The organism is Micromonospora sp. NBC_00330 (genome assembly GCF_036136635.1).
In the GTDB taxonomy this organism is placed as follows: domain Bacteria; phylum Actinomycetota; class Actinomycetes; order Mycobacteriales; family Micromonosporaceae; genus Micromonospora; species Micromonospora salmantinae.
In genome coordinates this window covers 2,783,885-2,807,029 of the sequence record NZ_CP108012.1, presented here as the reverse complement: position 1 = coordinate 2,807,029, position 23,145 = coordinate 2,783,885, and the positions used below count along the sequence as shown (strand labels likewise).

Here is a 23,145-nt window from a genome sequence, read left to right as displayed (position 1 = left end):
ACATCCCCGGCGACCCGGGTAAGCGGGGGGCCGAGCTGGAAAGGGGTCGAGCATGCAGCTGTCCTTCCTGCGCCCGCTCTACGACCGTCCCGGGCCGTGGTGCTCGGTGTATCTGGACGCCTCCGCGGACACGGAGGACGCCCATCCCGCCCTGGATCTGCGCTGGCGTGCCCTGGAACGCCGCCTGGCCGAACAGGGGGCGGACGAGGCGAACATCGCCGCGCTGGACCGGGTGGTCCGAGGTCACGATCCGATGGTCGGGGACTACGGCCTGGCGCTCTTCGCAAGTCACGGCCACGTGGTGCTCTCCGAGTACCTGTCCGCGCCGCCACTGCGGGACCTGGCCCACGTGGGGCCGCTGCCGCACGTGATGCCGTTGCTCGCCCAGCGCGGCGAGCAGGTGGCCTGGGTACGTGTGGTCGCCGACCGGCTCGGCGCCGACGCGATGGCGGTCAGCGCCGGCGGGGTGCCCCGACGAGCGCACGTCGCCGGGCGGGACGAGTACCCGCTGCGGCGGGCGAAGCCCGGCGGCTGGTCGCAGTCGCGCTACCAGCGGGCGGCCATGGAGGCGTGGCACCAGAACGCTGGCGACGTCACAGCGGCGACAGTGCAGCTGGCCGACCGGGTCGGCGCGGACGTGGTGGTGGTCGCCGGTGACGTCCGGGCCACCGGAATGATCGCCGCCCAGATGCCGGAGCGCTGGCAGGACCTGGTGGTTCGTACCGATGCCGGGTCGCGGGCCGGCGGCGCCGACCAGACGATGCTGGACGACCTCACCGTGCAGACCATCGCGGAGATCGCCGACCAGCGGATCAGCGCCGCGCTGGACAAGTTCGGCGTGCAGGAGGACGTGGGCGGCGGGCTCGACGCGGTCGTCTCGGCCCTGCAACGCAACCAGGTCGACATGATGCTCATCGTGGACGACCCGTCGGCAAACGGTGAGCTGTGGATCGGCGCGGAACCCACCGAGATCGCCGTCGACCCGGGGCAGCTGGCCGCCATGTCGGTGGCCGACCCGCAGCGGGTACGCGCCGACGCGGCGCTGGTCCGGGCGCTCGTGGGCACCGACGCGGCACTGACAGTGCTCGGCGCCGACGAGGCGCCCGACCTCACCGACGGCGTCGGCGCGGTACTGCGCTACGTCGACCCCAGCACACCGGGGCGCGGCAATGGTTGACCGAACGGTTGCGGACGTCGTGGTGGAGCGGCTCCTGGCCTGGCGGGTGCCCCGCGCCTTCGGGTACCCGGGCGAGGCGATCGCTCCACTGGTCGACGCGCTGGACCGCACCGGCGGCGAGCCGGCGTTCATTCCGGCCCGGCACGAGGAGACCGCCTCGTTCATGGCCACCGGGCACGCAAAGTTCACCGGCGGCATCGGGGTCTGCCTCGCCACCCAGGGTCCCAGCGCCGTCCAGCTCCTCAACGGTCTCTACGACGCCAAGCTGGACAGCAAGCCGGTGGTGGCCATCGTCGGGGAGGACATCTCCGGGCCGCTCGGCGGCGCACACCAGGAAATCGGGCTGAGCCGGCTCTTCGGGGACGTGTGCAACCAGTTCGTCCGGTACGGCCGCAGCCCCGACGAGGTCGGGGCGCTGCTGGACCAGGCGTTCCGGACGGCGGCGGCGACCCGCAGCCCGACGTGCGTGGTGCTACCTCGACAGTTGCAGGAGGCGCTGGTGCCCGACCTGCAGTCGTACGGCGTCGGGGTGATCACGGCGACCCCCGGCGAGCCGCTGGCCCGGGTCCTGCCGCACGAGGTGGACCTGGACGCCGCCGCGCAGCTGCTCGGCGGCGGCCAGCGGACCGCGATCCTGGTGGGCCAGGGTGGTCGGGACGCGGCCGCCGAGATCATCGAGATCGCCGACCGGCTGGGCGCCGGAGTGGCCACCTCGCTGCTCGGCAAGCCGGTGCTCGACGAGCGGTTGCCGTTCCACACCGGGGTGCTCGGCGAGGTCGGCACCCCGGCGGCGGCCGAGCTGATGGGTGGTTGCGACACGCTGCTGATGGTCGGCACCAACGACCCGTGGACCGACTACTTCCCCATGCCCGAGCAGGCGCGCACGGTGCAGATCGACATCGACGGCCGCCGGATCGGCACCCGCTACCCGGCCGACGTGCCGCTGGTCGGTGATGCCGCCGAGACGCTGCGGGCACTGCTGAGCCGGCTGCGCGGACGGCCCGAACAGCAGTGGCGCGCCACGGTGGAGAGTTCGGTGGACCGCTGGCGGGAGGTCGCCGCCGAGCGCGCCGCCGCCGCCGCGGACCCGGTCAACCCGCAGCTCGTCCTGCAGGAGTTGTCCGCCCGGATGCCCGGCACCGGCGCTGTCGCCGTCGACGTCGGCTCGGTCCTCTACTGGTACGCCCGGCACCTCACCCTGCCACCGGGGGTCAACGCGCAGCTGTGCGGAACCCTCGGCTCCATGGGCTGCGCGTTGCCGTACGCGGTGGCGGCCAAGCTCGCCGCGCCCGACCAGCCGGTGGTCGCGCTGGTCGGTGACGGGGCGATGCAGCTCAACGGGCTCGCCGAACTGATCACCGTCTCGCACCTCTGGCAGCAGTGGCGCGACCCGCGGCTGGTGGTGCTGGTGCTCAACAACCGGGACCAGAACGGCATGGGCGACGGGCGACAAGCGTCGTCCGACCCGACCCGCCGGCGCCCCGACGTGCCGTACGCCGGGTGGGCCCGGCTGCTGGGGCTGCACGGGGTGCGGGTGGACCGCCCGGAGCTGGTCGGCGCGGCCTGGGACGAGGCCCTCGCCGCGGACCGCCCCTGCGTACTGGAGGCGGTCGTCGACCCGGCGGTGTCGCTGGCGCCGCCGGAGCCCGCCTTCGCCGACCTGAGGGGCCTGTACGCCGAGGGCGCACCGGCCCGGAAGGTCCGCGAGCAGGTGGAGGTCACCGCGAACGCCGACGACCTCGTTTAGCCACCCTGGTCCAGGGCATGAGTAGCGGCCCGACGACGCTGGAGGTCCCATGTCCGAGCCCGCCGACCGCCGCTACGGTCCCGCGACCCTGCCGACGGCACGGGGTCCGCTCTCCGCGGCGGTCGTCAAGGCTCTGCGGCGCCCGCCGCACGACCTGGCGGCCGATCTCGGCGTCGACCTCTACCCGGCGGACCCGGTCACCGACGAGGACCTGCAGCTGACGCTGTTCCTCTGCTACGAGCTGCACTACCGGGGCTGGCTCGGGGTGGACGAGTCGTGGGAGTGGCAGCCGACGCTACTGGCGCTGCGTGCCCGCTGTGAACGGGTCTTCGAGGCGGCGCTGCGTCGACTGGTCGGCGCGCCGTCGGTGCCCGCCGCCGGGGTGGCGGCCGGCCTGGCCGAGCTGGTCGCTGCCGACGACGGGCCGGCGCTGGCCGCGACGCTGCAACGGCGTGCCGACCTCACCCAGTTCCGCGAGTTCGTCGTCCACCGCTCCGTCTACCACCTGCGGGAGGCGGACCCGCACAGCTGGGCGCTGCCCCGCCTCGGCGGCCCGGCCAAGGCCGCGCTCGTGGAGATCCAGACCGACGAGTACGGCAACGGGCGGCTGGACCGGATGCACGCCGAGCTGTTTCGGAACACACTCGACCGGTTGGGCCTGGACACCGGCTACGGCGCCCACATCGACGCGGCCCCGGCGGTGACGTTGGCGACAAACAACCTGATGTCGCTGTTCGGGCTGCACCGACGGATGCGCGGCGCGCTGCTCGGGCACCTGGCCGCGTTCGAGATGACCTCCTCGCAGCCCAACCGTCGCTACGGCAACGGGTTGCGCCGGCTCGGCTTCGACGAGGTGGCCACCCGCTTCTACGACGAGCACGTCGAGGCCGACGCGGTGCACGAGCAGATCGCCGCGCACGACATGTGCGGCGGCCTGGTCCGCGTCGAGCCGGCCCTCGCCTCCGATGTGCTCTTCGGCGCGGCGGTCGGGCTCGCGGTGGACCGGCTGTTCGCCGCGCACCTGCTGGACAGCTGGGCGGCCGGCCGCAGCTCGCTGCGCGCGCCGGCCCCTCCGGCCGTGCCGCCGACCGTCTCGCTCGCCGTGGCCGCGTCCACGGCGCCGGCCCCGGCGGTCCGGACCGTCGTCGTCTGACGGCCGCGACGGGGATGCCGCGACGCGCCACTGTCGACGCGTTGCCGCGGCGACGCGGGGTCAGCCCTCGCGGGTGGTGCCCGCGCGGAAGTTGATCGCCTTGTGGGTGCCGTCGCAGAACGGCTTGAGCGCCGACTTGCCGCACCGGCACAACGCCACAGTGCCCCGCCGCGCGTCGATGCGCTCGCCGTCCGGGGTGACAAGCGCGAAGTCGCCGCGGACCAGCAGCGGTCCGTCCTCGTACGGGGTGATCGTGGCGGCGGCTGGCTCACTGGTGTCGTCGGTGCGCATGGCCCCGGAAGTGCCCGTCCTGGCCCTGGCGAAACCCGAGCCGCCGAACGCCGGTGATGACCGGGGCACCCCGCTGACCAGCGGAATGTGCCGCCGGGTGGGTGATGCCCCGTTTGAACCCCATCGGGACGGGAAGCCGGGCCGCGTGGTGAGCGAACGAGGCAAGGTGGGGCCGGTGCACAAGGTGCACAAGGGGCTCACGGCCGATGGCGCCGGTCTGGCCGGCGACCGGGTCGTGGCCGCGGGCAGCTCCGCCCGGGTGCTGGTCGCCGCCACCGCCCGGGCACTGCGCGGGGTCGACTGCGCCGACCTCGGGCACACCGGGCCGACGTCACGGTTCCCCGGCGCCCCCGAGCCGGTACGCCGTGCCGCTGTCACCCGCGCCGCCGGCCGGGTCGCGCTCACAGTGGCCCAGATCGACGAGGTGGACGCCGCAAGGGTGGCCCGTTGGTTCGTCGACCAGTACCCTCGCCGGCGCTACCCCGGGGTGCTGATCGGCTCTCCGCACGGCGCGGCCGCGCACCTCGCGGTGGCCCTCGGCGTGCCGTGGCTGCCGTCGGGATTCGAGATGACGGTGCACTGGTCCGACGGCGGGGTGGACCGCCCGGCGGACGCCGCGGAGCATGGAGCGGCACTCGCCACCCGGTTGCTCGCCGGCAACGCCGACCTGCACCTGCGCCAGGTGCACTGCCCGGCCAGCCGTGGCGCGCTGACCGGGGCGACCGTGTCGCTGACCGCCGCGTGGAGGGCCCTACCGGCCGCGTACGCGCGGTTCCTGGCCGACCTGCTGGTCCCGGGTGCCCCAGTGCTGCTGGTCCGCGACGCGCGCACCTGGCCGGTCCTGGAGCGCGGGCCGGGGCACAGCTTCCAGGTCGGCTGCCCGGGCAGCGGGCTGGACCCGGTCGACTTCCACCCGGACAGCCACGCGTTGCGGCAGGTGCTGCGCTCCGCCGGCGGCGACGCGACCCGGTGGGAGCCGCCGGAGGTGTCAGTGCCCTCGGCGTACGCCGAGCACGGCGTCGACTCGGGCTTCGAGTTGGCCGCCCGGGACTGGTCCACCCGGCACCAGCACCCGCTGCACCGGGTGTTGGTGCCCCGGCCGGCGGCGCTGAGCGCGGGCGTGGCCGACCTGTACCGACGGTGGCTGCGCCGCGCCGGTAAGACCGGTGACCGGTTGGTGGTGGAGTGCGGTCGACTGCTCGACCCGTGGCAGGTGGTGCGGGCGGGGCTGGTGCCGTACTGGTGTGAGAACGCCACCCGCCGCAGCGTCGACGAGGCCGAGTGGTGGCTCGCCGGCAGCGAGGCGTTCAGCTCGGTGGACGTGCTGCCCGAGCCGCCCGGGGTGCGCTCACCCGCGCTGGCCGGGCTGCCGCAGTGGCTGGCCGTGGCCGGGTTCGGCCGGCGGCGTCGGGCGCTGGACCGCACCACCGCCCGGGGTTACCCGATCACCTCGGTACCCACCCGCCGGGCCACCGAGGTGCTGCGCGCCCAGCCGTACGACCTGCCCGTGCCGCCCCCGCTGGGGGTCGCCGAGGCCCTCTCCGTGCTCCGCGACAGCGGCGGCCACCAGGGGTTGTTGGTCTCCTGAGGCGGAGCACGCCGAAACATCCTCGCGAACCCGGGGTCCCGTGATTGAGTACCTACGGAGCGGGAACATCGCTGGCTGCGACGGCCTGATTGCGCTGCGTAGAGGCGGTGTCGCCCGCTGGCATCCCAGTCACTGACCCACTTTCCGGCCCGGTGCGTGGCTCGACCACGCGCACGACCGGTTTCCCGATCCGGGCGGGGGACCTTCCTGAGGGAGGCGCGGATGTTCGGACAGACGAGCACGACCACGACCACGACCCCACCACCACCCAACGATCGAGGTCTGGAGGATCTCGACGCGGCGGCGATGGCGTACGCGGCCCGGATCGCCGGGCTGCCGCCGGAGCGGCGGGGGGAGGCCCGGGACGACCTGGTGCGCTTCGCGCTGCCGTTCGCCGGCCGGCTGGCCCGCCGGTACCGGGGGCGGGGGGAGCCGCTGGAGGACCTGGAGCAGGTGGCCCGGCTGGGACTGGTCAACGCCGTCGACCGCTATGACCCGGAACGGGGCTCGTTCACCGCGTACGCCGCGATCACCATCGTGGGCGAGATCAAACGGCACTTCCGGGATCGAACCTGGGGTGTGCACGTGCCCCGTCGGCTGCGGGACCTGATCCTCGAGGTGGGGCAGGCCACCGCTGCGCTCACCAGCGAGCTGTCCCGGGCCCCGTCGGTGGCCGAGCTGTCCGCCCGGCTGGAGACCCCGGAGGAGGAGATCCTCGCGGCACTGGAGTCGGCGGCCGGCTACAGCCCGGCCTCGCTGAACGCGCCGGTGGGTGGGGAGAGCTCTGCCGAGTTCGGGGACCTGGTCGGCGAGTCCGACAACGCGTTGGAGTCGGTCGACGACCGGGTGACGGTGAGCGGCCTGCTGCACCGACTGCCCTGGCGTGAACGACGGATCCTCGCGATGCGCTTCTACGGCAACCAGACCCAGGCGGAGATCGCCGCCCGGTTCGGCATCTCGCAGATGCACGTGTCCCGGCTGCTGTCGCGGGCGCTCACCTGGCTACGCCAGGCGATGCTCGCCGACGCGCCGCCGCCGTGGCAGAACGGCGCCGCCGAACCCGACCCGGGCAAGACCCGGATCTCGGTCAAGCAGAACGGCGACTCGGTGGTCGTCGAGGTCGGCGGCGAAATCGACCGCGACGGCGCGGACCAGCTGCGCCGGGCCATGCTGGAGGCGGTCACCGGCCAGCCCAGCGAGGTGGTCGTCGACCTGGTCGGCGCGGGTGGCTTCGACGCCGGTGGGATCGCCGCCTTGATGGCCGGTCGGGACGCTGCGGAGCGGACCGGGGTGCCGCTGCGGCTGACCCGGGTCCAGCCCGCGGTACGCCGCTCGCTCACCGCCGCCGGCCTGTCGCCGGTCCGGGACTGACGCACACGGACACGCGAAGGGCCGACACCCCGCTCGCCGGGTGTCGGCCCTTCCGCGCGTACCCCCGGTCAGTGCTCTTCGGGGTTACCGTCGCTGTGCGGGTGCCGCCAGCGCTCGTGCGGCTTCGGCGTGTCCTCGGCGTCCTTCGGCGGGTCGCTCTCCTCGAAGCTCGGCCGGCGGACGCCCTCGGGCTCCGGCACGTCCACCGGGCGGGCGCCGGAGCGCGGCGCCGGCTGGTAGTCGACAGCGTCGCGGGCACCGTGCGCGCCCTCGGCGGACGGCGACTCCGGGGCGTGGTGCTCCGTCCGGAGCTCGTCGGAGAACTGTTGCGGCGGCTTGGTGGTGCGCTGCGGCAGGTCGCGGCCCAGGTCGGCGACGAGCGGGCCGTACTTCAGGTCGAAGGCGGGGCGCTCGGAGCGGATCCGGGGCATCCGGTCGAAGTTGCGCAGCGGCGGCGGGCAACTGGTGGCCCATTCGAGGGAGTTGCCGAAGCCCCACGGGTCGTCCACCGTCACCACCGCCCCGTACCGCCAGGACTTCCAGGCGTTGTAGATGAAGAAGAGTGTGGACAGGCCGAGGATGAACGCGAAGATGCTGGAGATCGTGTTCAGGGTGGTGAAGCCGTCGGTGGGCAGGTAGTCGGCGTACCGGCGGGGCATGCCCTCGGCACCCAGCCAGTGGTGCACCAGGAAGGTGCCGTGGAAGCCGATGAACATGGTCCAGAAGTGCGCCTTGCCGAGGCGCTCGTCGAGCAGGCGCCCGGTCATCTTCGGCCACCAGAAGTAGTAGCCCCCGAACAGGGCGAAGACCACGGTGCCGAACACCACGTAGTGGAAGTGCGCCACCACGAAGTAGCTGTCGTGGGTGTGCCAGTCGACCGGCGGGCTGGCCAGCAGGACGCCGGTGAGACCGCCGAGCAGGAAGGTGACCAGGAAGCCGATGGCGAACAGCATCGGCGTCTCGAAGGTGAGCTGACCCTTCCACATGGTGCCGATCCAGTTGAAGAACTTCACACCGGTGGGCACCGCGATCAGGTAGCTCAGGATGCTGAAGAACGGCAGCAGCACCTGGCCGGTGGCGAACATGTGGTGCGCCCAGACCGTCATCGACAGCACGGTGATGGCGATGGTGGCCAGCACGATCCCCGTGTAGCCGAAGAGCGGCTTGCGGGAGAAGACCGGGATGATCTCGGTGATGATGCCGAAGAACGGCAACGCGATGATGTAGACCTCGGGATGGCCGAAGAACCAGAACAGGTGCTGCCAGAGCATCGGGCCGCCGGTGGCGGGGTCGTACACGTGCGCGTTGAGCAACCGGTCGGCGGAGAGCGCCAGCAGCGCGGCGGCCAGCAGCGGGAAGACGAGGATCACCAGCACGCTGGTGAACAGCATGTTCCAGGTGAAGATCGGCATCCGGAACATGGTCATGCCGGGCGCGCGCAGGGTGAGGATCGTGGTGATCAGGTTGACCGCGCCGAGGATGGTGCCGAGCCCGGAGACGACCAGACCGAGCACCCACATGTTCGCGCCCACGCCGGGGCTGTGCTCGACGCTGCTGAGCGGGCTGTACGCGGTCCAGCCGAAGTCCGCCGAACCTCCCGGGGTGACGAACCCTCCGATCACCATGAGGCCGCCGAAGAGGTACAGCCAGTAGGCGAGCGCGTTGAGGCGGGGGAACGACACGTCCGGCGCGCCGATCTGGATCGGCACGATGTAGTTGGCGAACCCGAACGCTGCTGGCGTGGCGAACAGCAGCAGCATCACCGCGCCGTGCGAGGTGAAGAGCTGGTTGTACTGCTCGGAGGAGAGGAACTGCATCCCCGGGCGGGCCAGCTCGGCGCGCATCACCATCGCCTGGAGCCCCGCCACCAGGAAGAACCCGAAGGAGGTCAGCAGATACAGCAGGCCGATCTGCTTGTGGTCGGTGGTGGCGAGGAACTTGATCAGGGAGTTGCCGGGGACCGGCGCTCGTACGGCTCCCGGGAAGCCCCCGAAACGGGCCGGTGCCAGGATCGCCGGGCCCCGATCTCGACCGGGTTCTGTGGTTACCCGCTTGGGCATGGCTGCTCACCCCGTCGTGACGGCAGAAAGGACGGGCGTGCTCTACCCACCCTCACACCATGTAACCAGCCAACGACGGTAATTTCGGTCAGATCGCCAGTACCGGCGCAAGCACCCTCGAACGCTCAGGTTGCCGGCAGCATGGCCCAGACGGCCTTGCCCTGCCCGGCCGGCACACTTCCCCACCGCTGGGTCAGCTCCCGGACCAGCATCAACCCTCGCCCACCCTCGGCGTGCAGGTCCGTCCCGCCCGCACGGGCCTGGGCGCTGCTGCCGTCCACCACCGCCAGGTGCAGATACGGCCGGCGCAGGGTCACCGTCACCTGCATCGGCGTGCCGGCGTGGCGCACCACGTTGCCCACCAGTTCGCTGAGCACCAACGCGGCCGGGCCGGACGCGTCGGGCAGGTTCCACCGCGCGCACGCCTCGGTGACCAACTCCCGGGCCCGCCGGCACGCCCCGGCCACCGGCTCCAGCCGGGCCCGCATCCGCAACGTGGACGTCGTGCCGGCCAACCGGGTCGCCTCCGCGCAGTCCGCGGAGACCGGGAGCAACCGGCACGTGGTCGACTCGGCCAACCATCGTGCCGCGATCGGCGACGGGGAGCAGAGCAGCACCGGCACTGCCGGCCACTCCTCGGCCCGGCGGGCGGTCGCGGCGAACACGGACAGCGCCAACCGGTCCTCCACGCTCACCCCTGCCATGTCGACCACCAGCGCCTCCGGCTGGTCGACAAGCGCGTCGCTGAGCGCCCGGTGCACCGAGCGCATCGTGCCGAGGTGCAGCGGGCCGGTGAGCCGGACGACCGCCACCGGTGCCGTGGTGCGCACCTCGCAGGTGATCCCGCTCGACATCGGCGCCTCAATTCGCTGCTGGGTCGGGATCTGCCAACTACCCGAGGGCGTTCCCGATCAAACCGGACCGACGGCGGGGCGACGCAGGTCACGGTCCGCAACGCCCAGGTCACGGACGCGATCGGCCGGTCCCGCAGGGGATCGGCGGTCAGCGACGGGGCCGGCCGGTCAGGACGCCCAGTGCGATCATCCCGACGCCGAGACCCAGGTGCAGCCAGCCGTCGGCGTCGTTGACAGGCAGCACGTTCGCCCCGGTGTCGTGGTCCACCGCCAACCCGTAGAGCCAGAGCACCAGGTAGACCGCTCCGCCGCCGATCAGGAACGCCCGAGCGCCGGTGACCGTCCGGGCCAACAGCAGACCCACCACCCCGTACGCCAGGTGCACCAGGTTGTGCAGCACCGACACCTGGAAGACGCCGAACAGGTACGCGCCCGAGTCGTGGCCGGCGAAGCGCAACGCGTCCATGCCGGTGGTGATCCCCGGCACGAAGCCGAGCACGCCGACCAGCAGGAACAGCACCCCCACCGTCGCCGCCGCGCGACGGACCGGCGGTTTGCCGTCGGCCGGGTTGGGTCGGGCCCGGGAGTGCGCCATCGGTCCGACCATTCCCGGCTCCTCGTCGCGCGGCGGGCATGAGCGCTGCCGGCTACCCGCTGCCGGGACCGGCAAACCGGCCGCCCCCGCCGTCGGTCAGGCCGGCAGCAACCTCGGCGCGCTCGCCGACTGCCGGACCCGCTCGTACAGCTCGACGTAACGCTGCGCCATCACCGCGGGCGTGAAGCGCTGCGCTGCCACCCGCCGGCACTCGTCGGGGTCGAGCAACTCGGCGGCGAGGACGAGGTCGCCCAACTCCTCCTCGTCAGTGGTGAGCAGCCCGGTGCGGCCGTGCTCGATCAGCTCCGGCAGGCAACCCCGGGCGGTGGCCACCACCGGCGTACCCAGGGCGAGCGACTCGACGACCGCAGTGCCACCCGGCTCCTCCCACCGCAGCGGGAACAGCGACGCGCGGGCGCTGGCGAGCAGGTCGTCACGCTCCTGGCCGGCCACTGTGCCGACCCAGCGGACCAGGTCACCGTCGACGTGCGGTGCCACCTCGTCGAGGAAGAACCGCACGTCCGGGTTCTGCCGGGCCTCGTCGCCCGCCGCGGCCAGGTCGGCCGGCCGATGGTACGGGCCGACGGGGCCGGCCAGCACCAGCGGCATACCGACCCGGTGCGCGAGCCGGGCACCCACGTCCTGCCCCTTGCCCGGGTTGATCCGGCCCAGGATGAGCAGGTGCTCGCCCTTGTCCGGTCGGGGCCGCCGGTCGGCGTCGACGGCGAGTGGCGTCGACAGGTGCACGTGCCCCACCGAGTGCTCCCGCAGCGCCAGCGGGGCGCGGGCCAGCTGCGACGCGGAGACGCCGTTGACCCGGACCCGGTCGCCGCCGTCCAGGCTGCCGTAGAGCGCCGGGTGCTTGGCCAGGTCCCAGTGCAGGGTGTGCAGGGTCGGCGGTCCGGCCGGCCCCATAGCGGCGAGGGTGGCCAGCCCGACCGCCTCGACGTGATCGTGCACCAGGTCGATGTCGTCGCGGGAGTGCAGCTCCCGGACCACCCCGGCCAGGTGCGCCTGGGCGATCCCGCAGACCTGGTTGTACGGCCGCTGCAACGCGGCGAACTGCCCGTCGGCGAAGACCGAGATCTGCTCGTCCACCGGCAGGGTGCTGCTGCCCACCGAGGCGAGCACCACCCGTACGCCGAGTCGGCGCAGCTCCGGCACCAGCGTGGCGATGACGTTCTCGATGCCGCCGTAACCGGGCGGTGGCACCGACAGCCACGGGCCGGCGTTCATCAGCACGGTGAGGCTCCTCGCGCTCACGCGGCGGCCACCCGGCGGCGGGGCACCCGATGGCGCAGTTCGGCCAACGGCGGGCGCTCCTCGATGGAAACGTCGCTGACCACGATCTCGCGGTCCAGGTTCGGCAGGGTGTCGGAACCACCGCGACGGAACTGGGTCAGCAACGCCTCCGGCGTAAACCCGGGGGTCGCCCAGCCACGCCGTTGCAGTCGGGACCAGGCGGTCAACATGATCTGCGCGGACATCCGACCCAGGGCGGCGGTGTCCTGGTGGCGGTGCTTGCGCTCACCGAGGTCGACCTGCGCCAGCGCGTCCAGGCCGACCAGGTCGAGCAGGTCGATCATCATGGCCGTCTCCACCCCGTACCCGGAGACGAACGGCACCTGGGCCAGCACGTCCCGGCGACCCGCGTACTCGCCGGCGAGCGGCTGCACGAAGCCCGCCAGCTCGGGCCAGAAGAGGTTGAGCAGCGGTCGGGCCATCAACTCCGTCACCCGACCCCCGCCGTCCTGCTCCACGCTGGCGGTGCCCACCAGAGGCCGGTGGTAGAAGCCCTTCACGAAGTCGACCGACGGGTCGGTCAACAGCGGGCCGAGCAGCCCGCTCACGAAATGCGGCCGGAACTCCCGCAGGTCGGCGTCGATGAACGCCACCACGTCTCCCTCGGCGGCGGCCAGCCCGGCCCAGAGCGCGTCGCCCTTGCCGGTGAGCCGGGGCAACCCCCGGGTCATCGCGTCCTGACTGACCACCTCCGCGCCGGCGGCGCGGGCCACCTGCGCGGTCCGGTCCGTCGAGCGGGAGTCCACCACGATCAACTCGTCGACCAGGGCCACCCGATCCATCAGGTGCTCCCTGATGGTCGACACGATCGCGCCGACGGTGGCCTCCTCGTTGCGCGCCGGCAGCACCACGCTGACCCGGGTCTCACCCTTGGCGCGCATCAGCCGACGGGTCGGCCAGTCGGCCGCCGACGTCGTCCGGTACGTGGCCCATGCCTCCACCACCGGCGACACGCTCGTTGTCATATCCCGCACGGGCACCCCTCCGTTCGTGCGTGGAAAAACCGAATTTGGTTGTTCCCATTCCTCGTCACGTGCTAACCGCATTCTCGGCAACAGCTTGATCACAGAGGTGACGACAATTCGTTCCCGGGGGATGAACGTTTGATTGCGCACAGCCCAGGGGACTGCTCCCATCGCACATGAAACGTCTTCGAAGGGGTGTCGGGATGCGGAAATGCCGGGTGGGTCTGGTCGGAGCCGGCGGCGTGGCACAGCGTCACGCGCGGGTGCTGGCCGGGTTCGACGACGTCGAGCTGGTCGGGGTCACCGACGTGGCGCCGGAGGCGGCGTCCGCGCTGGCCGGACAGCACGGCGGGCGAGCCTGCGCCGACGTCGCCGAGCTGCTGGCCACCGATCTGGACGCCGTGTACGTCTGCGTGCCACCGTTCGCGCACGGTCCCGCCGAGGAGGCGGTGATCGAGGCCGGGGTGCCGATGTTCGTGGAGAAGCCCGTCGCTGTCGACCTGAGCACCGCCGAGCGGATCGCCGACCTGGTCGCGCGGCGTGGGCTGCGCACCGCCGTCGGCCACCACTGGCGCTACCTGAGCGTGCTCGACCAGGCCCGGGACCTGCTCGCCGACCGGCCGGTGCGGATGGTCAGCGGCGCCTGGCTGGACAAGGTGCCCCCGGTGGCGTGGTGGTCGCGGCGGGACCGCTCCGGCGGGCCGGTGGTCGAGCAGGCCGCCCACGTGCTCGACCTGATCCGCGTGCTGGCCGGCGAGGTCACCGAGGTCACCGCGTACGGCAACGGCACCCCGCCGCCGGTCGACGGCGCCGACATCGACTCGGTGACCACCGCCGCCCTGCGTTTCGCCGACGGAGCGGTCGGCACGCTCAGCGCCGCCTGCGTCCTCGGCTGGAAGCACCGCGCCGGCCTGGAGATCCTCGCCGACGGGCTGGCCCTCGCGATCACCGAGGACGGGCTGTCGATCCGCGACGCCGACGGCGAACGACACGTCCCCGCCGACCCGGAAGCCGCCCGGGTGGCGGTGGACCGCGCCTTCGTCGACGCCGTCCGCGGCATCGGCGACGACGTGCGCGTCCCGTACGCCGAGGCTCTCGCGACCCAGCGCCTGGCCCTCGCGGTGGCCGACTCGGCCCGTACCGGCGCCACAGTGCGGCTCGCCACCGCCACCGCCACCGCGCCGGCGGCGCTCGCCAGCGGGGTGACAGTCGATGCGTGACAAGGTCGTGGTGGTCACCGGCCCCGGCCGGGTCGACCTCGTCGAGCAGGACGCCGCCCCGCTGCGCCCCGGCACGTTCCGGGTCGAGACGCTGTTCAGCGGTGTCTCGGCCGGCACCGAGCTGAGCTACGTCAAGGGCACGAACCCCTACCTGAACGTCACCTGGAACCCCGACCTGGGCCTGTTCCAGCCGGGCGCGGTCAGCACGCCCTACCCGGTGACCCGACTCGGCTACATGCAGGTCGGCCGTGTGGTGGAGAGCGAGACCCCGGCCATCGCGGTGGGCACTGTCGGCGCGATGACGTACGGGCACCGCACCGGCTGGCTGGCCGACCCGGTCGCGGAACGGTTCGTGGCGCTGCCCGACGACCTGGACCCGCTGCTCGGCGTCTACGTCGCGCACATGGGCCCGATCTGCGCCAACGGTCTGCTGCACGCCGCCGCCGACCTGCACGGCACCGATGTCCGCACGCTCGGCGACGGGGTACGCGGCCGACGGGTCGCCGTCGTCGGCGCCGGTGTCGTGGCGCTGCTGACGGCGTTGTTCGCCCGGCGCAACGGCGCCGCGTCGGTGGTGGTGCTCGACCCCACCCCGCACCGCCGCCAGGTCGCCGAGGCGCTCGGTCTGGAGACCCTCGACCCCGACGCGGACGACCCGGCGGTGGTGCTCAAGACCCGTTGGGCGCACACCGCCGGCGACCGGGGCGCCGACGTGGTGTTCCAGTGCCGGGGGCAGGCGTGGGCGCTGCACCTCGCCCTGCGTCTGCTGCGGCCCCAGGGCACAGTCATCGACCTCGCCTTCTACCAGGGTGGCGCGGACGCGGTCCGCCTCGGTGAGGAGTTCCACCACAACGGGCTGTCGCTGCGCTGCGCACAGATCGGCCGGGTGCCGCGCGGGCTCGCGCCGACCTGGGACCGCGAACGGCTCTCCGCCGAGACCGTCGACCTGCTCAGAACGAACGGCGACGCGATCCGCAAGCACCTCGTCTCGGCGGTGGTGCCGTTCGACGAGGCGCCCGCCCTCCTCACCGACCTGGCCGACCGTCGCCGCCAGGAGCTTCAGGTGGTGCTCGCCGCCTGACCCGCCGTCGCCGCGTGCCAGCGCCAGCTACCGAAATGCGGGCTGGTGCACCGCCCTTCAGGTTGGTGGTGAAAGCCCGCGCGGGAGGCCCGTCAAGGCCCGAGCGTGCCCTGGACCGGATGGTTCTGTTGCTCGATGTACTGCCGCAGGACGCTCAGGGGTGCCCCGCCGACGGAGCCGGCGAAGTACGGCGCCGACCACAGGCGGTTGGTGCGGTAGTAGTGGCGGACGAGGTCGGGGAACTCTTGGCGCAGCCGCCGGCTGGACACACCCTTGAGAGAGTTGACCAGCTTCGTCAAGGCGACCTTGGGTGGGAAGTCCACCAGTAGGTGGACGTGGTTGTCCTCGCCGTAGACTCGACCTGTGCAGCTTCGGTACAACTACCGGCTCTACCCGGATGGCGCCCAGCGTGAGGCGCTGGCGAAGGCGTTCGGGTGCGCGCGGGTGGTGTTCAACGATGGGCTGCGCGTGCGACAGGAAGCACACGAGGCTGGCCTGCCGTATCCGACGGACGCCGAGTTGTCCAAGCGGGTTACCGTGGCGAAGTTGACTCCGGAGCGGGCGTGGCTGGGCGAGGTGTCGTCGGTGGTGTTGCAGCAGGCCGTCGCGGACCTGAACAGCGCGTACCGCAACTTTTTCGCCTCGGTGTTGGGCAAGCGCAAGGGTCGCAAGGTCGCCGCTCCCCGGTTCCGGTCCCGTAAGGACAGCCGGCAGGCCGTCCGGTTCACCGCCAACGCCCGGTTCAAGGTCCTCGGCAACGGTCGACTGCGGCTGCCGAAGATCGGCGATCTGGAAGTTCGTTGGTCGCGGGAGCTGCCGGCTGCGCCGACGTCGGTGACGGTGGTTCGAGACGCCGCCGGTCGGCACTTCGCCTCGTTCGTTGTGCAGACCGCCGACCAGTCGTTGCCCGAGCTGGACTCGGAGGTCGGCATCGACCTGGGGTTGACGCACTTCGCCGTGATGTCCGACGGGACGAAGGTGAGCGCGCCGAAGTTCCTGCGCCGTGCGGCCCGCAAGCTGCGCCGGTTGCAGCAGGGCTTGTCCCGCAAGCAGCGGGGCAGCAACAACCGCAAGAAGGCCGTCCGGAAGGTCGCCCGCGCGCACGCGAAGGTGGCCGACACCCGGCGGGACTGGCAGCACAAGCTTTCGACGCAGATCATCCGCGATAACCAAGCGGTGTTCGTCGAGGACCTGTGCGTGACCGGTCTCGCCCGGACACGGTTGGCGAAGTCGGTGCACGACGCCGGGTGGTCGCAGTTCGCGGCCATGCTGGAGTACAAGGCCGCCCGGCGCGGGCGCACCTTCGCCCGGGTAGATCGGTTCTTCCCGTCGACCCGCATGTGCTCGGACTGCGGCCGGATCAACGACAAGATGGCGCTCAACGTCCGGACGTGGGGCTGCCCATGCGGCAGCCTGCACGACCGAGACGTGAACGCCGCCAAGAACATCAGGGCCGCCGGACGGGCGGACCTCAACGACCGTGGAGCGCAGGTAAGACCGGCACCCGTGCCGGCGCCGCGCAGGGAAGCGGTAACCCGCCGGGAGCTTGCCCCTTCGGGGTGTAGCAGACCGGAATCTCCGCCCTTCAGGGCGGAGAGGGCGTCAACGTTCGCGACATGAGCACCGTGCAGGACCGGCCGGTTCCCGGCGACACCTCGACCGACAGGCCGGTCGGCCTGGCCGCGTTGCTGCCGTACCTGCGGGAGCACCGCGGCACCCTGGTGGTGGTGGGCGTCCTGTCGCTGGTCGGCTCGGCGGCGTCGTTGGCGCAGCCGCTGCTCACCCGGTCGGTGCTCGAGCGGATCGGCGCCGAGCAGGGCGTGTCCCGGCTGGTCGCGGTGCTGGTGGCCCTCGTGGTGCTCGGCGCGGCGATCGGCGGGCTGCGTGACTACCTGCTGCAACGCACCGCCGAGGGAGTGGTGCTGGGCACCCGGCGTCGGCTCGCCGGCCACCTGCTGCGGCTGCCCATCGCCGAGTACGACCGCCGACGCACCGGCGACCTGCTCTCCCGGGTCGGCTCGGACACCACGCTGCTGCGCGCGGTCGTCACCTCCGGGCTGTTCGAGACGGTCACCGGGGCGGTGACGGTGGTCGGCGCCGGCACGGCCATGGTGCTGCTCGACCCGCTGCTGTTCGGCGTCACACTGCTCGGGGTGGCGCTGGGGCTGGTCTTCGCCGCCACCTTCGCCCGCCGGGTCCGGGCGCTGGCCCGAACCGCCCAGGAGCGGATCGGCGAGATGACCTCGGCGGTGGAGCGGGCCATCTCGGCGGCCCGGACCATCCGGGCCAGCCGCGCCGAGACCCGGGAGACGGAGGCCGTCACCGGCAGCGCGCGGGAGGCGTACGGGGCGGGGCTGCGGGTGGCCCGGGTGCAGGCGTTGGTCGGCCCGATCGGCTCGGTCACCGTGCAGGGCGCGTTCCTGCTGGTGCTCGGCATCGGTGGGGCGCGGGTCGCCGCCGGGGCGATCTCCGTCGGCGACCTGGTCGCGTTCGTCATGTACCTGTTCCTGCTGGCGCTGCCGCTGGGTCAGGTGCTGCGGGCGTACACCCAGTTGCAGTCCGGCCTGGGCGCCCTTCAGCGGATCGAGGAGATCCTGGCGGTACCCGCGGAGGGCGCTGACGACCGCCCGGCGCCCGCCGCCGCGACGGCGACGCCGCGCCGCCCGACCCCCATGATCGAGTTCGACCGGGTGGGCTTCGGCTACCCGGGCGGCGAGCCGGTGCTGCACGAGGTCAGCTTCGCGGTCCCCGCCGGCACCCGGACCGCCCTGGTCGGTCCCTCCGGCGCCGGCAAGTCCACCCTGTTGGCCCTGGTCGAACGCTTCTACGAGGTGAGCGCCGGCGCGGTCCGACTCGACGGCACCGACGTACGGGACCTGCCCCGCGACGCGCTGCGGGCCCGGCTCGGTTACGTCGAGCAGGAGGCTCCCGTGCTGGCCGGGACGCTGCGGGAGAACCTGCTGATCACCACCCCGGACGCCACCGACGACCGATTGCGCGACGTCCTCGACGAGGTCAACCTGAGCCACCTGGCGCAGCGCACACCGCTGGGCCTCGACGTGCAGGTGGGGGAGGGCGGCGTGCTGCTCTCCGGAGGTGAACGGCAGCGCCTGGCCATCGCCCGCGCGCTGCTCGCCGGCCCGCCGGTGCTGCTGCTCGACGAACCGACCAGCAACCTCGACTCCCGCAACGAGGTCGCGCTGCGCCGCGCCATCGACGCCGTTGCCGTCCGCCGGACCCTGTTGATCGTGGCGCACCGGCTCGCCACAGTGGTCGACTCCGACCAGATCGTCGTCGTCGACGGCGGTCGGGTGGTGGCCGTGGGCACCCACGCCGAACTGACCGCCACCGACCCGCTGTACCGGGAACTCGCCAGCCACCAGCTGCTGGTCGGCTGACCGCGCCCCAGGAAGACAGACTTGCCGGGCGGCCGGGCCGCGCGCGCCGCCCGGAATCGCGTACCGTTGCCGCTCATGGGTGTGTCGCAACGGTTCAAGAGCAAGTTCCGGCGGTTCCTCCAGCGCCCCGGCTCGACCGTGGATCTTGCTCCGCTGGAGAAACTGCTCCCGGCGATCGAGGCGCGCGAGGCTGAGCTCACCGCGCTCGACGACGCCGAGCTGACCGCGGCCGCGGGTGCCGCCGCCGGTTACGAGGAGATCTGCGCCGTCGGCCGCGAGGCCGCCCGCCGTGGCCTCGACCAGCGGCCGTACGACGTGCAGCTGCTCGGCGCGATGTCGCTGCTCTCCGGCAAGGTCGCCGAGATGGCCACCGGTGAGGGCAAGACACTGACCGCCACGGTCGCCGCGTACGGGCACGTCCGGCTCGGCAACGGCCCGGTGCACGTGCTCACCATCAACGACTATCTGGCCCGCCGCGACGCCCAGTGGATGGAGCCGGTCTACACCCTGCTCGGTCTCACCGTCGGCTGGGTCAACGAGGCCTCCACGCCGCAGGAGCGGCGCGACGCGTACGCCTGCGACGTCACCTACGTCTCGGTGAGCGAGGCGGGCTTCGACTACCTCCGCGACCAGCTGGTCACCGACGTGGAAGACCGGGTGCAGCCCGCGCTGACCACCGCCATCGTCGACGAGGCCGACTCGATCATGATCGACGAGGCCCGGGTGCCGATGGTCCTGGCCGGCGCGGTGCCGGGCGAGCAGGATCCGGTGCACGCGGCCGCCGCGCTGGTGCGCGGCCTGCGTAAGGACAAGCACTACACGGTCGCCGAGGACGGGCGCAGCGTGGCCTTCACCTCCGCCGGCCTGGCCGCCATGGAGGCCAAACTCGGCATCGACCTGTACGACGAGGAGCAGGTCGCGCAGCTCTCCGCGGTCAACGTGGCGCTGCACGCGCACGCCCTGCTGCACCGTGACGTGGATTACATCGTCCGGGACGGCTCCGTCGAGCTGGTCGACGAGATGCGCGGCCGGGTGGCCCAGCGCCGCCGCTGGCCTGACGGTCTCCAGGCCGCGGTCGAGGCCAAGGAGGGGCTGGACGCCACCGCCGAGGGCGAGGTGCTCGGCACCATCGCCATGCAGGCGTACATCGCGCTCTACCCGAAGGTCTGCGGGATGACCGCCACCGCGGTGCTGGTCGGCGACCAACTGCGGGAGTTCTTCGACCTCGAGGTCGCGGTGATCCCGCCGAACACCCCGTGCATCCGTGAGGACGAGCCGGACCGCATCTACGCCACCCGGGCGGAGAAGGACGAGGCGCTGATCGACGAGATCCAGCGCTGGCACGCCAAGGGGCGACCGGTGCTGGTCGGCACCCTGGACGTCAAGGAGTCCGAGGGGTTGGCCGCCGGGCTGAACGCCGCCGGGGTGCCCTGCGTCGTGCTGAACGCCAAGAACGACGACGAAGAGGCCGCGATCATCGCCGAGGCCGGCGCGTACGGCGCGGTGACCGTCTCCACCCAGATGGCCGGCCGGGGCGTCGACATCCGCCTCGGCGGCAGCGACCAGACCGACCAGGAGCGGGTCGCCGAGCTGGGCGGGCTCTACGTCATCGGCAGCGGCCGGCACGACAGCCGCCGGGTGGACGACCAGCTGCGCGGTCGGGCCGGCCGGCAGGGCGACCCGGGCGGCTCGGTCTTCTTCGTCAGCCTGGAGGACGACCTCGTCGTCCGGCACGCCGCCGACTCGGTGCCGGCCTCGCCGCGGATGAACGCCGACGGCCTGGTGACCGACGAGCAGGTCGACTACGCGGTGGAGCACGCCCAGCGGGTCGCCGAGGGCGTCAACCACGAGATCCACCGCAACACCTGGCGCTACAGCGTGGTGATCGAGCAGCAGCGCAAGGCCCTCGCCGCGCGCCGCGAGCGGCTGCTGACCAGCGACGTGGCCGCGGTGATGCTGCTGGAGAAGGAGCCCGAGAAGGCCGGCGAGACGGACGAGGACCTGCTCGCCCGCGCCGCCCGGTCGATCGCGCTGTACCACCTGGACCGGCTCTGGGCCGAGCACCTGGCCGAGCTGTCGGAGGTCCGCGAGGGCGTGCACCTGCGCGCGCTGGGCCGGCTCGACCCACTGGACGAGTTCCACCGGGCCGCAGTGCCGGCGTTCAACGACCTGATCCCGGAGATCGAGGCCCGCACCATCGCCACCTTCACCGAGACCGAATTCGATGAGGACTGGCAGCCCGACGACGGCACCCTGGTCCGGCCCACCGCCACCTGGACGTACCTCGTGCACGACAACCCGTTCGGGTCCGAGCTCGACCGTCTGATCGCGTCGATCGGGCGGCGGCTCAGCGGCGCCTCGCGCTGACGTACCGACCGTCGGGGCCTCGATCGCGCCTCCGTGCGCGACCGGGGCCCCGATTTACGCCGTTTCGACCCAGGTTTCCCAGGGTAGTAGGGCTGGTCGGTCGAGTCGGGAGAGAGCAGACGATGACACAGGTGACGATGCGTGCCGGGCAGGCGCGAGACGGCACGGAGGCTGCGAACCGGTGAACCTCGACACGCGGGAACCGGTGGTGCACACCCTCGGCGTCCTGGAAGCAGCCGCGCTGTTACGGGAGCTGACCGCCGGGCTGATCGCCCTGACCGACTTTGATGAGGCGCTGCTGGCCCTGGTCCGGGTCACCCGGGACGCCGTCGCCGGGGTGCGCTGGTGCGGGTTCACCGCCCTGCGGGCCGGCGAGCCGGCCGGAGTGGCCGCCTCCGACGAGGGGCTGGCCGGGCTGGACGACCTGCGACACGGCCCGGACACACCGGCGATGAGCGCGATCCACCGCCGCGAGATGATCCTCGCCGCCGACCTGACCGGTGAGCCCCGCTGGCCGGCCTGGACGGCACACGCCCGCGACCTCGGCGTACGCGGGGTGATCTCCGCACCGGTCGACATCGACGACCAGGTCATCGGGGCGATCAACCTGTACGCCGCCGCGCCGGACCTGCTGACCCCGCAACACCAGTTGACCGCCATGCTGCTCGCCGAACACGCCGGCCTGCTGCTCGCCGCCGTCCGCGACCGCAACCGACAGCTCACCCTCGCCGGTGAGCGGGACGCCTCACTCCTGCACGACGGGGTGGTGGGCCAGGCCGTCGGCGTGATCATGACGCAGCGCGGGTGCCCACCGGCCGAGGCCCTCGACGTGCTGCGGACCGCCGCCTCGTCGCTGGACATCCCGCTGCGCGAGGTGGCCGAGCGCCTGGTCCGGACGGTCTCCCGCCAACGCGACAACTGACCCCCGGCCGCTCGGCCGCTCGGCCTCGTGGGTCCCGTGGGTCAGGCGGGCCGTGTGGGCCGTGTGATCAACTCGGGTTTCAGGAAGTCGGGGTGTCGCGGGCCGGCGGACGCCGCGACTTCCTGAAAATCGAGTCGATCATCCGTCGGTCTGGCCGTCCGGCCTCGGAGGGCGGCGGCCACGGTGCCCGTTCTCCCGGCCGGCGGCGAGTCGGGCGGCATCGTTTCCTCTCGGCCGGCCCCGGGTAGCACTCTGGTCAGGTGAGCTGCGCCGACCCGGGGGAGGACCGATGCAGAGCCGACTGCGGGTGCAGGGACACCCGATCCAACCGATGCTGGTGACGTTCCCGCTCGGGCTCTTCGTCAGCGCCACCGTCTTCGACCTCACCGACGTGATCGGCGGGCCCGCGTTCCTCGGGGAGGTCGGCTACTGGACCGGCGTCGCCGCCCTCGTCGCCGCCGCGCTGACCGCAGTGGCCGGCATGGTCGACCTGTGGGACGTGCCGGGCGACCGTACCCGCCGTACCGCTGTCGCCTTCAACCTGGTGAACGCGGTGATGGCCGCCATGTTCCTGCTCACCTGCCTGGTCCGGTCGCACTCCCCGCAGCGCGGCGCGTCGGTAGCGATCCTGGTCACCGAACTGGTCGCGCTGGCCGTCGGCGGGGTCGGCGTGCACCTGGGCGCCCGGCTGATGCGTCAGTTCGACAGCGGTCGCGCCGAGGCCGGCGGCCTGGACGCGCTGGCCAGCTCCACCGGCGAGATCGCCCGCCCCTGACCCGGCCTGGCAGACGGTCTCGCGGGGCCGGCCTCGGTGCGACTGGTCGGTCTACCATCCCCGAATGACCTCCTCCCTGGACACGCTGCCGAAGATCGGCGCGCCCGCCACCCGGGCCCTGCACGGCGCCGGCTACACCGCGCTGCGCCAGCTCGCGGGCGTTCCCCGGGCGGACCTCACCAAGCTGCACGGCATGGGCCCGAAGGCGCTCGGGATCCTCCAGGCCGCCCTCGAGGAGCACCGGCTCAGCCTCGGCTGAGATCCACCGCGGACCTCGAC

The 23,145-nt window shown here is 72.6% G+C and carries 19 protein-coding genes and 1 pseudogene; 13 read left to right on the top strand and 7 right to left on the bottom strand.

The annotated features are described in order from the left end of the window. The first annotated feature begins 52 nt into the window (after window positions 1–52). Genes OG598_RS12490 through OG598_RS12480 form a run of 3 tightly spaced genes read left to right on the top strand, consistent with a single transcriptional unit; the run spans window position 53 to window position 4,077 of the window. Window positions 53–1,177 (top strand): baeRF2 domain-containing protein, encoded by a 1,125-nt coding sequence (locus tag OG598_RS12490; RefSeq protein WP_328654576.1) that lies wholly within the window; start codon window positions 53–55, stop codon window positions 1,175–1,177. Beyond that, complete coding sequence (locus tag OG598_RS12485) at window positions 1,170–2,924, top strand: thiamine pyrophosphate-binding protein (RefSeq protein ID WP_328654575.1); 1,755 nt, start codon at window positions 1,170–1,172, stop codon at window positions 2,922–2,924. Before OG598_RS12490 ends, OG598_RS12485 begins: the two co-directional genes overlap by 8 nt. A gap of 49 nt (window positions 2,925–2,973) precedes the next feature. Further along, complete coding sequence (locus OG598_RS12480; protein WP_328654574.1) at window positions 2,974–4,077, top strand: iron-containing redox enzyme family protein; 1,104 nt, start codon at window positions 2,974–2,976, stop codon at window positions 4,075–4,077. Window positions 4,078–4,137: 60 nt separating this feature from the next. Here OG598_RS12480 and OG598_RS12475 read toward each other — a convergent pair whose 3' ends face one another. Then, window positions 4,138–4,368, bottom strand: coding sequence for a CDGSH iron-sulfur domain-containing protein (locus OG598_RS12475; RefSeq protein ID WP_112587484.1), 231 nt, complete (start codon window positions 4,366–4,368; stop codon window positions 4,138–4,140). 145 nt (window positions 4,369–4,513) lie between these two features. Here OG598_RS12475 and OG598_RS12470 point away from each other — a divergent pair, with 145 nt between their 5' ends. Then, window positions 4,514–5,956: a hypothetical protein gene (locus OG598_RS12470; RefSeq protein ID WP_328654573.1), complete on the top strand. Its 1,443-nt coding sequence runs from the start codon at window positions 4,514–4,516 to the stop codon at window positions 5,954–5,956. Window positions 5,957–6,178: 222 nt separating this feature from the next. Then, window positions 6,179–7,327, top strand: a complete 1,149-nt coding sequence (locus OG598_RS12465) for a SigB/SigF/SigG family RNA polymerase sigma factor (RefSeq protein WP_328654572.1) — start codon at window positions 6,179–6,181, stop codon at window positions 7,325–7,327. 68 nt (window positions 7,328–7,395) lie between these two features. Here OG598_RS12465 and ctaD read toward each other — a convergent pair whose 3' ends face one another. The 5 genes from ctaD to OG598_RS12440 all read right to left on the bottom strand — a co-directional run bounded on the left by ctaD (window position 7,396) and on the right by OG598_RS12440 (window position 13,103). Beyond that, entirely contained in the window at window positions 7,396–9,387 is a 1,992-nt protein-coding gene (gene ctaD / locus OG598_RS12460) for an aa3-type cytochrome oxidase subunit I (RefSeq protein ID WP_328654571.1), read from the bottom strand. Between the two features lie 125 nt (window positions 9,388–9,512). After that, a complete protein-coding gene (locus tag OG598_RS12455) occupies window positions 9,513–10,241 on the bottom strand; it encodes an ATP-binding protein (protein ID WP_328654570.1) in 729 nt (242 codons plus the stop codon). Window positions 10,242–10,389: 148 nt separating this feature from the next. After that, window positions 10,390–10,848, bottom strand: a complete 459-nt coding sequence (locus OG598_RS12450; protein ID WP_328654569.1) for a DUF4383 domain-containing protein — start codon at window positions 10,846–10,848, stop codon at window positions 10,390–10,392. An 84-nt stretch (window positions 10,849–10,932) separates the two neighbouring features. Then, the gene (locus OG598_RS12445) at window positions 10,933–12,072 is read right to left on the bottom strand and encodes a glycosyltransferase (RefSeq protein WP_328655318.1); all 1,140 of its coding nucleotides are present in this window, start codon (window positions 12,070–12,072) and stop codon (window positions 10,933–10,935) included. 23 nt (window positions 12,073–12,095) lie between these two features. Then, entirely contained in the window at window positions 12,096–13,103 is a 1,008-nt protein-coding gene (locus tag OG598_RS12440; RefSeq protein ID WP_442931504.1) for a glucosyl-3-phosphoglycerate synthase, read from the bottom strand. Window positions 13,104–13,306: 203 nt separating this feature from the next. Between OG598_RS12440 and OG598_RS12435 the strand changes: the two genes are divergently transcribed. After that, the gene (locus OG598_RS12435) at window positions 13,307–14,323 is read left to right on the top strand and encodes a Gfo/Idh/MocA family protein (RefSeq protein ID WP_328654567.1); all 1,017 of its coding nucleotides are present in this window, start codon (window positions 13,307–13,309) and stop codon (window positions 14,321–14,323) included. After that, window positions 14,316–15,404 (top strand): zinc-binding dehydrogenase, encoded by a 1,089-nt coding sequence (locus OG598_RS12430; protein ID WP_328654566.1) that lies wholly within the window; start codon window positions 14,316–14,318, stop codon window positions 15,402–15,404. The genes OG598_RS12435 and OG598_RS12430 overlap by 8 nt, the downstream gene beginning before the upstream one ends. 92 nt (window positions 15,405–15,496) lie before the next feature. Here OG598_RS12430 and tnpA read toward each other — a convergent pair. Beyond that, window positions 15,497–15,754, bottom strand: a pseudogene (tnpA, locus tag OG598_RS12425) (IS200/IS605 family transposase); the annotation flags it as partial. 13 nt (window positions 15,755–15,767) lie between these two features. On the opposite strand from tnpA, the gene OG598_RS12420 reads away from it, so the two are divergent. The 6 genes from OG598_RS12420 to OG598_RS12395 all read left to right on the top strand — a co-directional run bounded on the left by OG598_RS12420 (window position 15,768) and on the right by OG598_RS12395 (window position 23,125). Further along, window positions 15,768–17,024: an RNA-guided endonuclease InsQ/TnpB family protein gene (locus OG598_RS12420; protein WP_328654565.1), complete on the top strand. Its 1,257-nt coding sequence runs from the start codon at window positions 15,768–15,770 to the stop codon at window positions 17,022–17,024. After that, window positions 17,021–18,802: an ABC transporter ATP-binding protein gene (locus OG598_RS12415; protein ID WP_328654564.1), complete on the top strand. Its 1,782-nt coding sequence runs from the start codon at window positions 17,021–17,023 to the stop codon at window positions 18,800–18,802. Before OG598_RS12420 ends, OG598_RS12415 begins: the two co-directional genes overlap by 4 nt. 75 nt (window positions 18,803–18,877) lie before the next feature. Continuing rightward, entirely contained in the window at window positions 18,878–21,169 is a 2,292-nt protein-coding gene (gene secA2, locus OG598_RS12410) for an accessory Sec system translocase SecA2 (protein ID WP_328654563.1), read from the top strand. A gap of 181 nt (window positions 21,170–21,350) precedes the next feature. Then, window positions 21,351–22,091, top strand: coding sequence for a GAF and ANTAR domain-containing protein (locus OG598_RS12405; RefSeq protein ID WP_328654562.1), 741 nt, complete (start codon window positions 21,351–21,353; stop codon window positions 22,089–22,091). 289 nt (window positions 22,092–22,380) lie between these two features. Beyond that, on the top strand, window positions 22,381–22,866 hold the full coding sequence (locus OG598_RS12400) for a DUF2231 domain-containing protein (RefSeq protein WP_328654561.1): 486 nt from the start codon (window positions 22,381–22,383) through the stop codon (window positions 22,864–22,866). Between the two features lie 64 nt (window positions 22,867–22,930). Beyond that, window positions 22,931–23,125 carry a DNA-binding protein gene (locus OG598_RS12395; RefSeq protein ID WP_328654560.1) on the top strand — a complete coding sequence of 65 codons (195 nt, stop codon included), beginning with the start codon at window positions 22,931–22,933 and terminating at the stop codon, window positions 23,123–23,125. Window positions 23,126–23,145 lie beyond the last annotated feature (20 nt).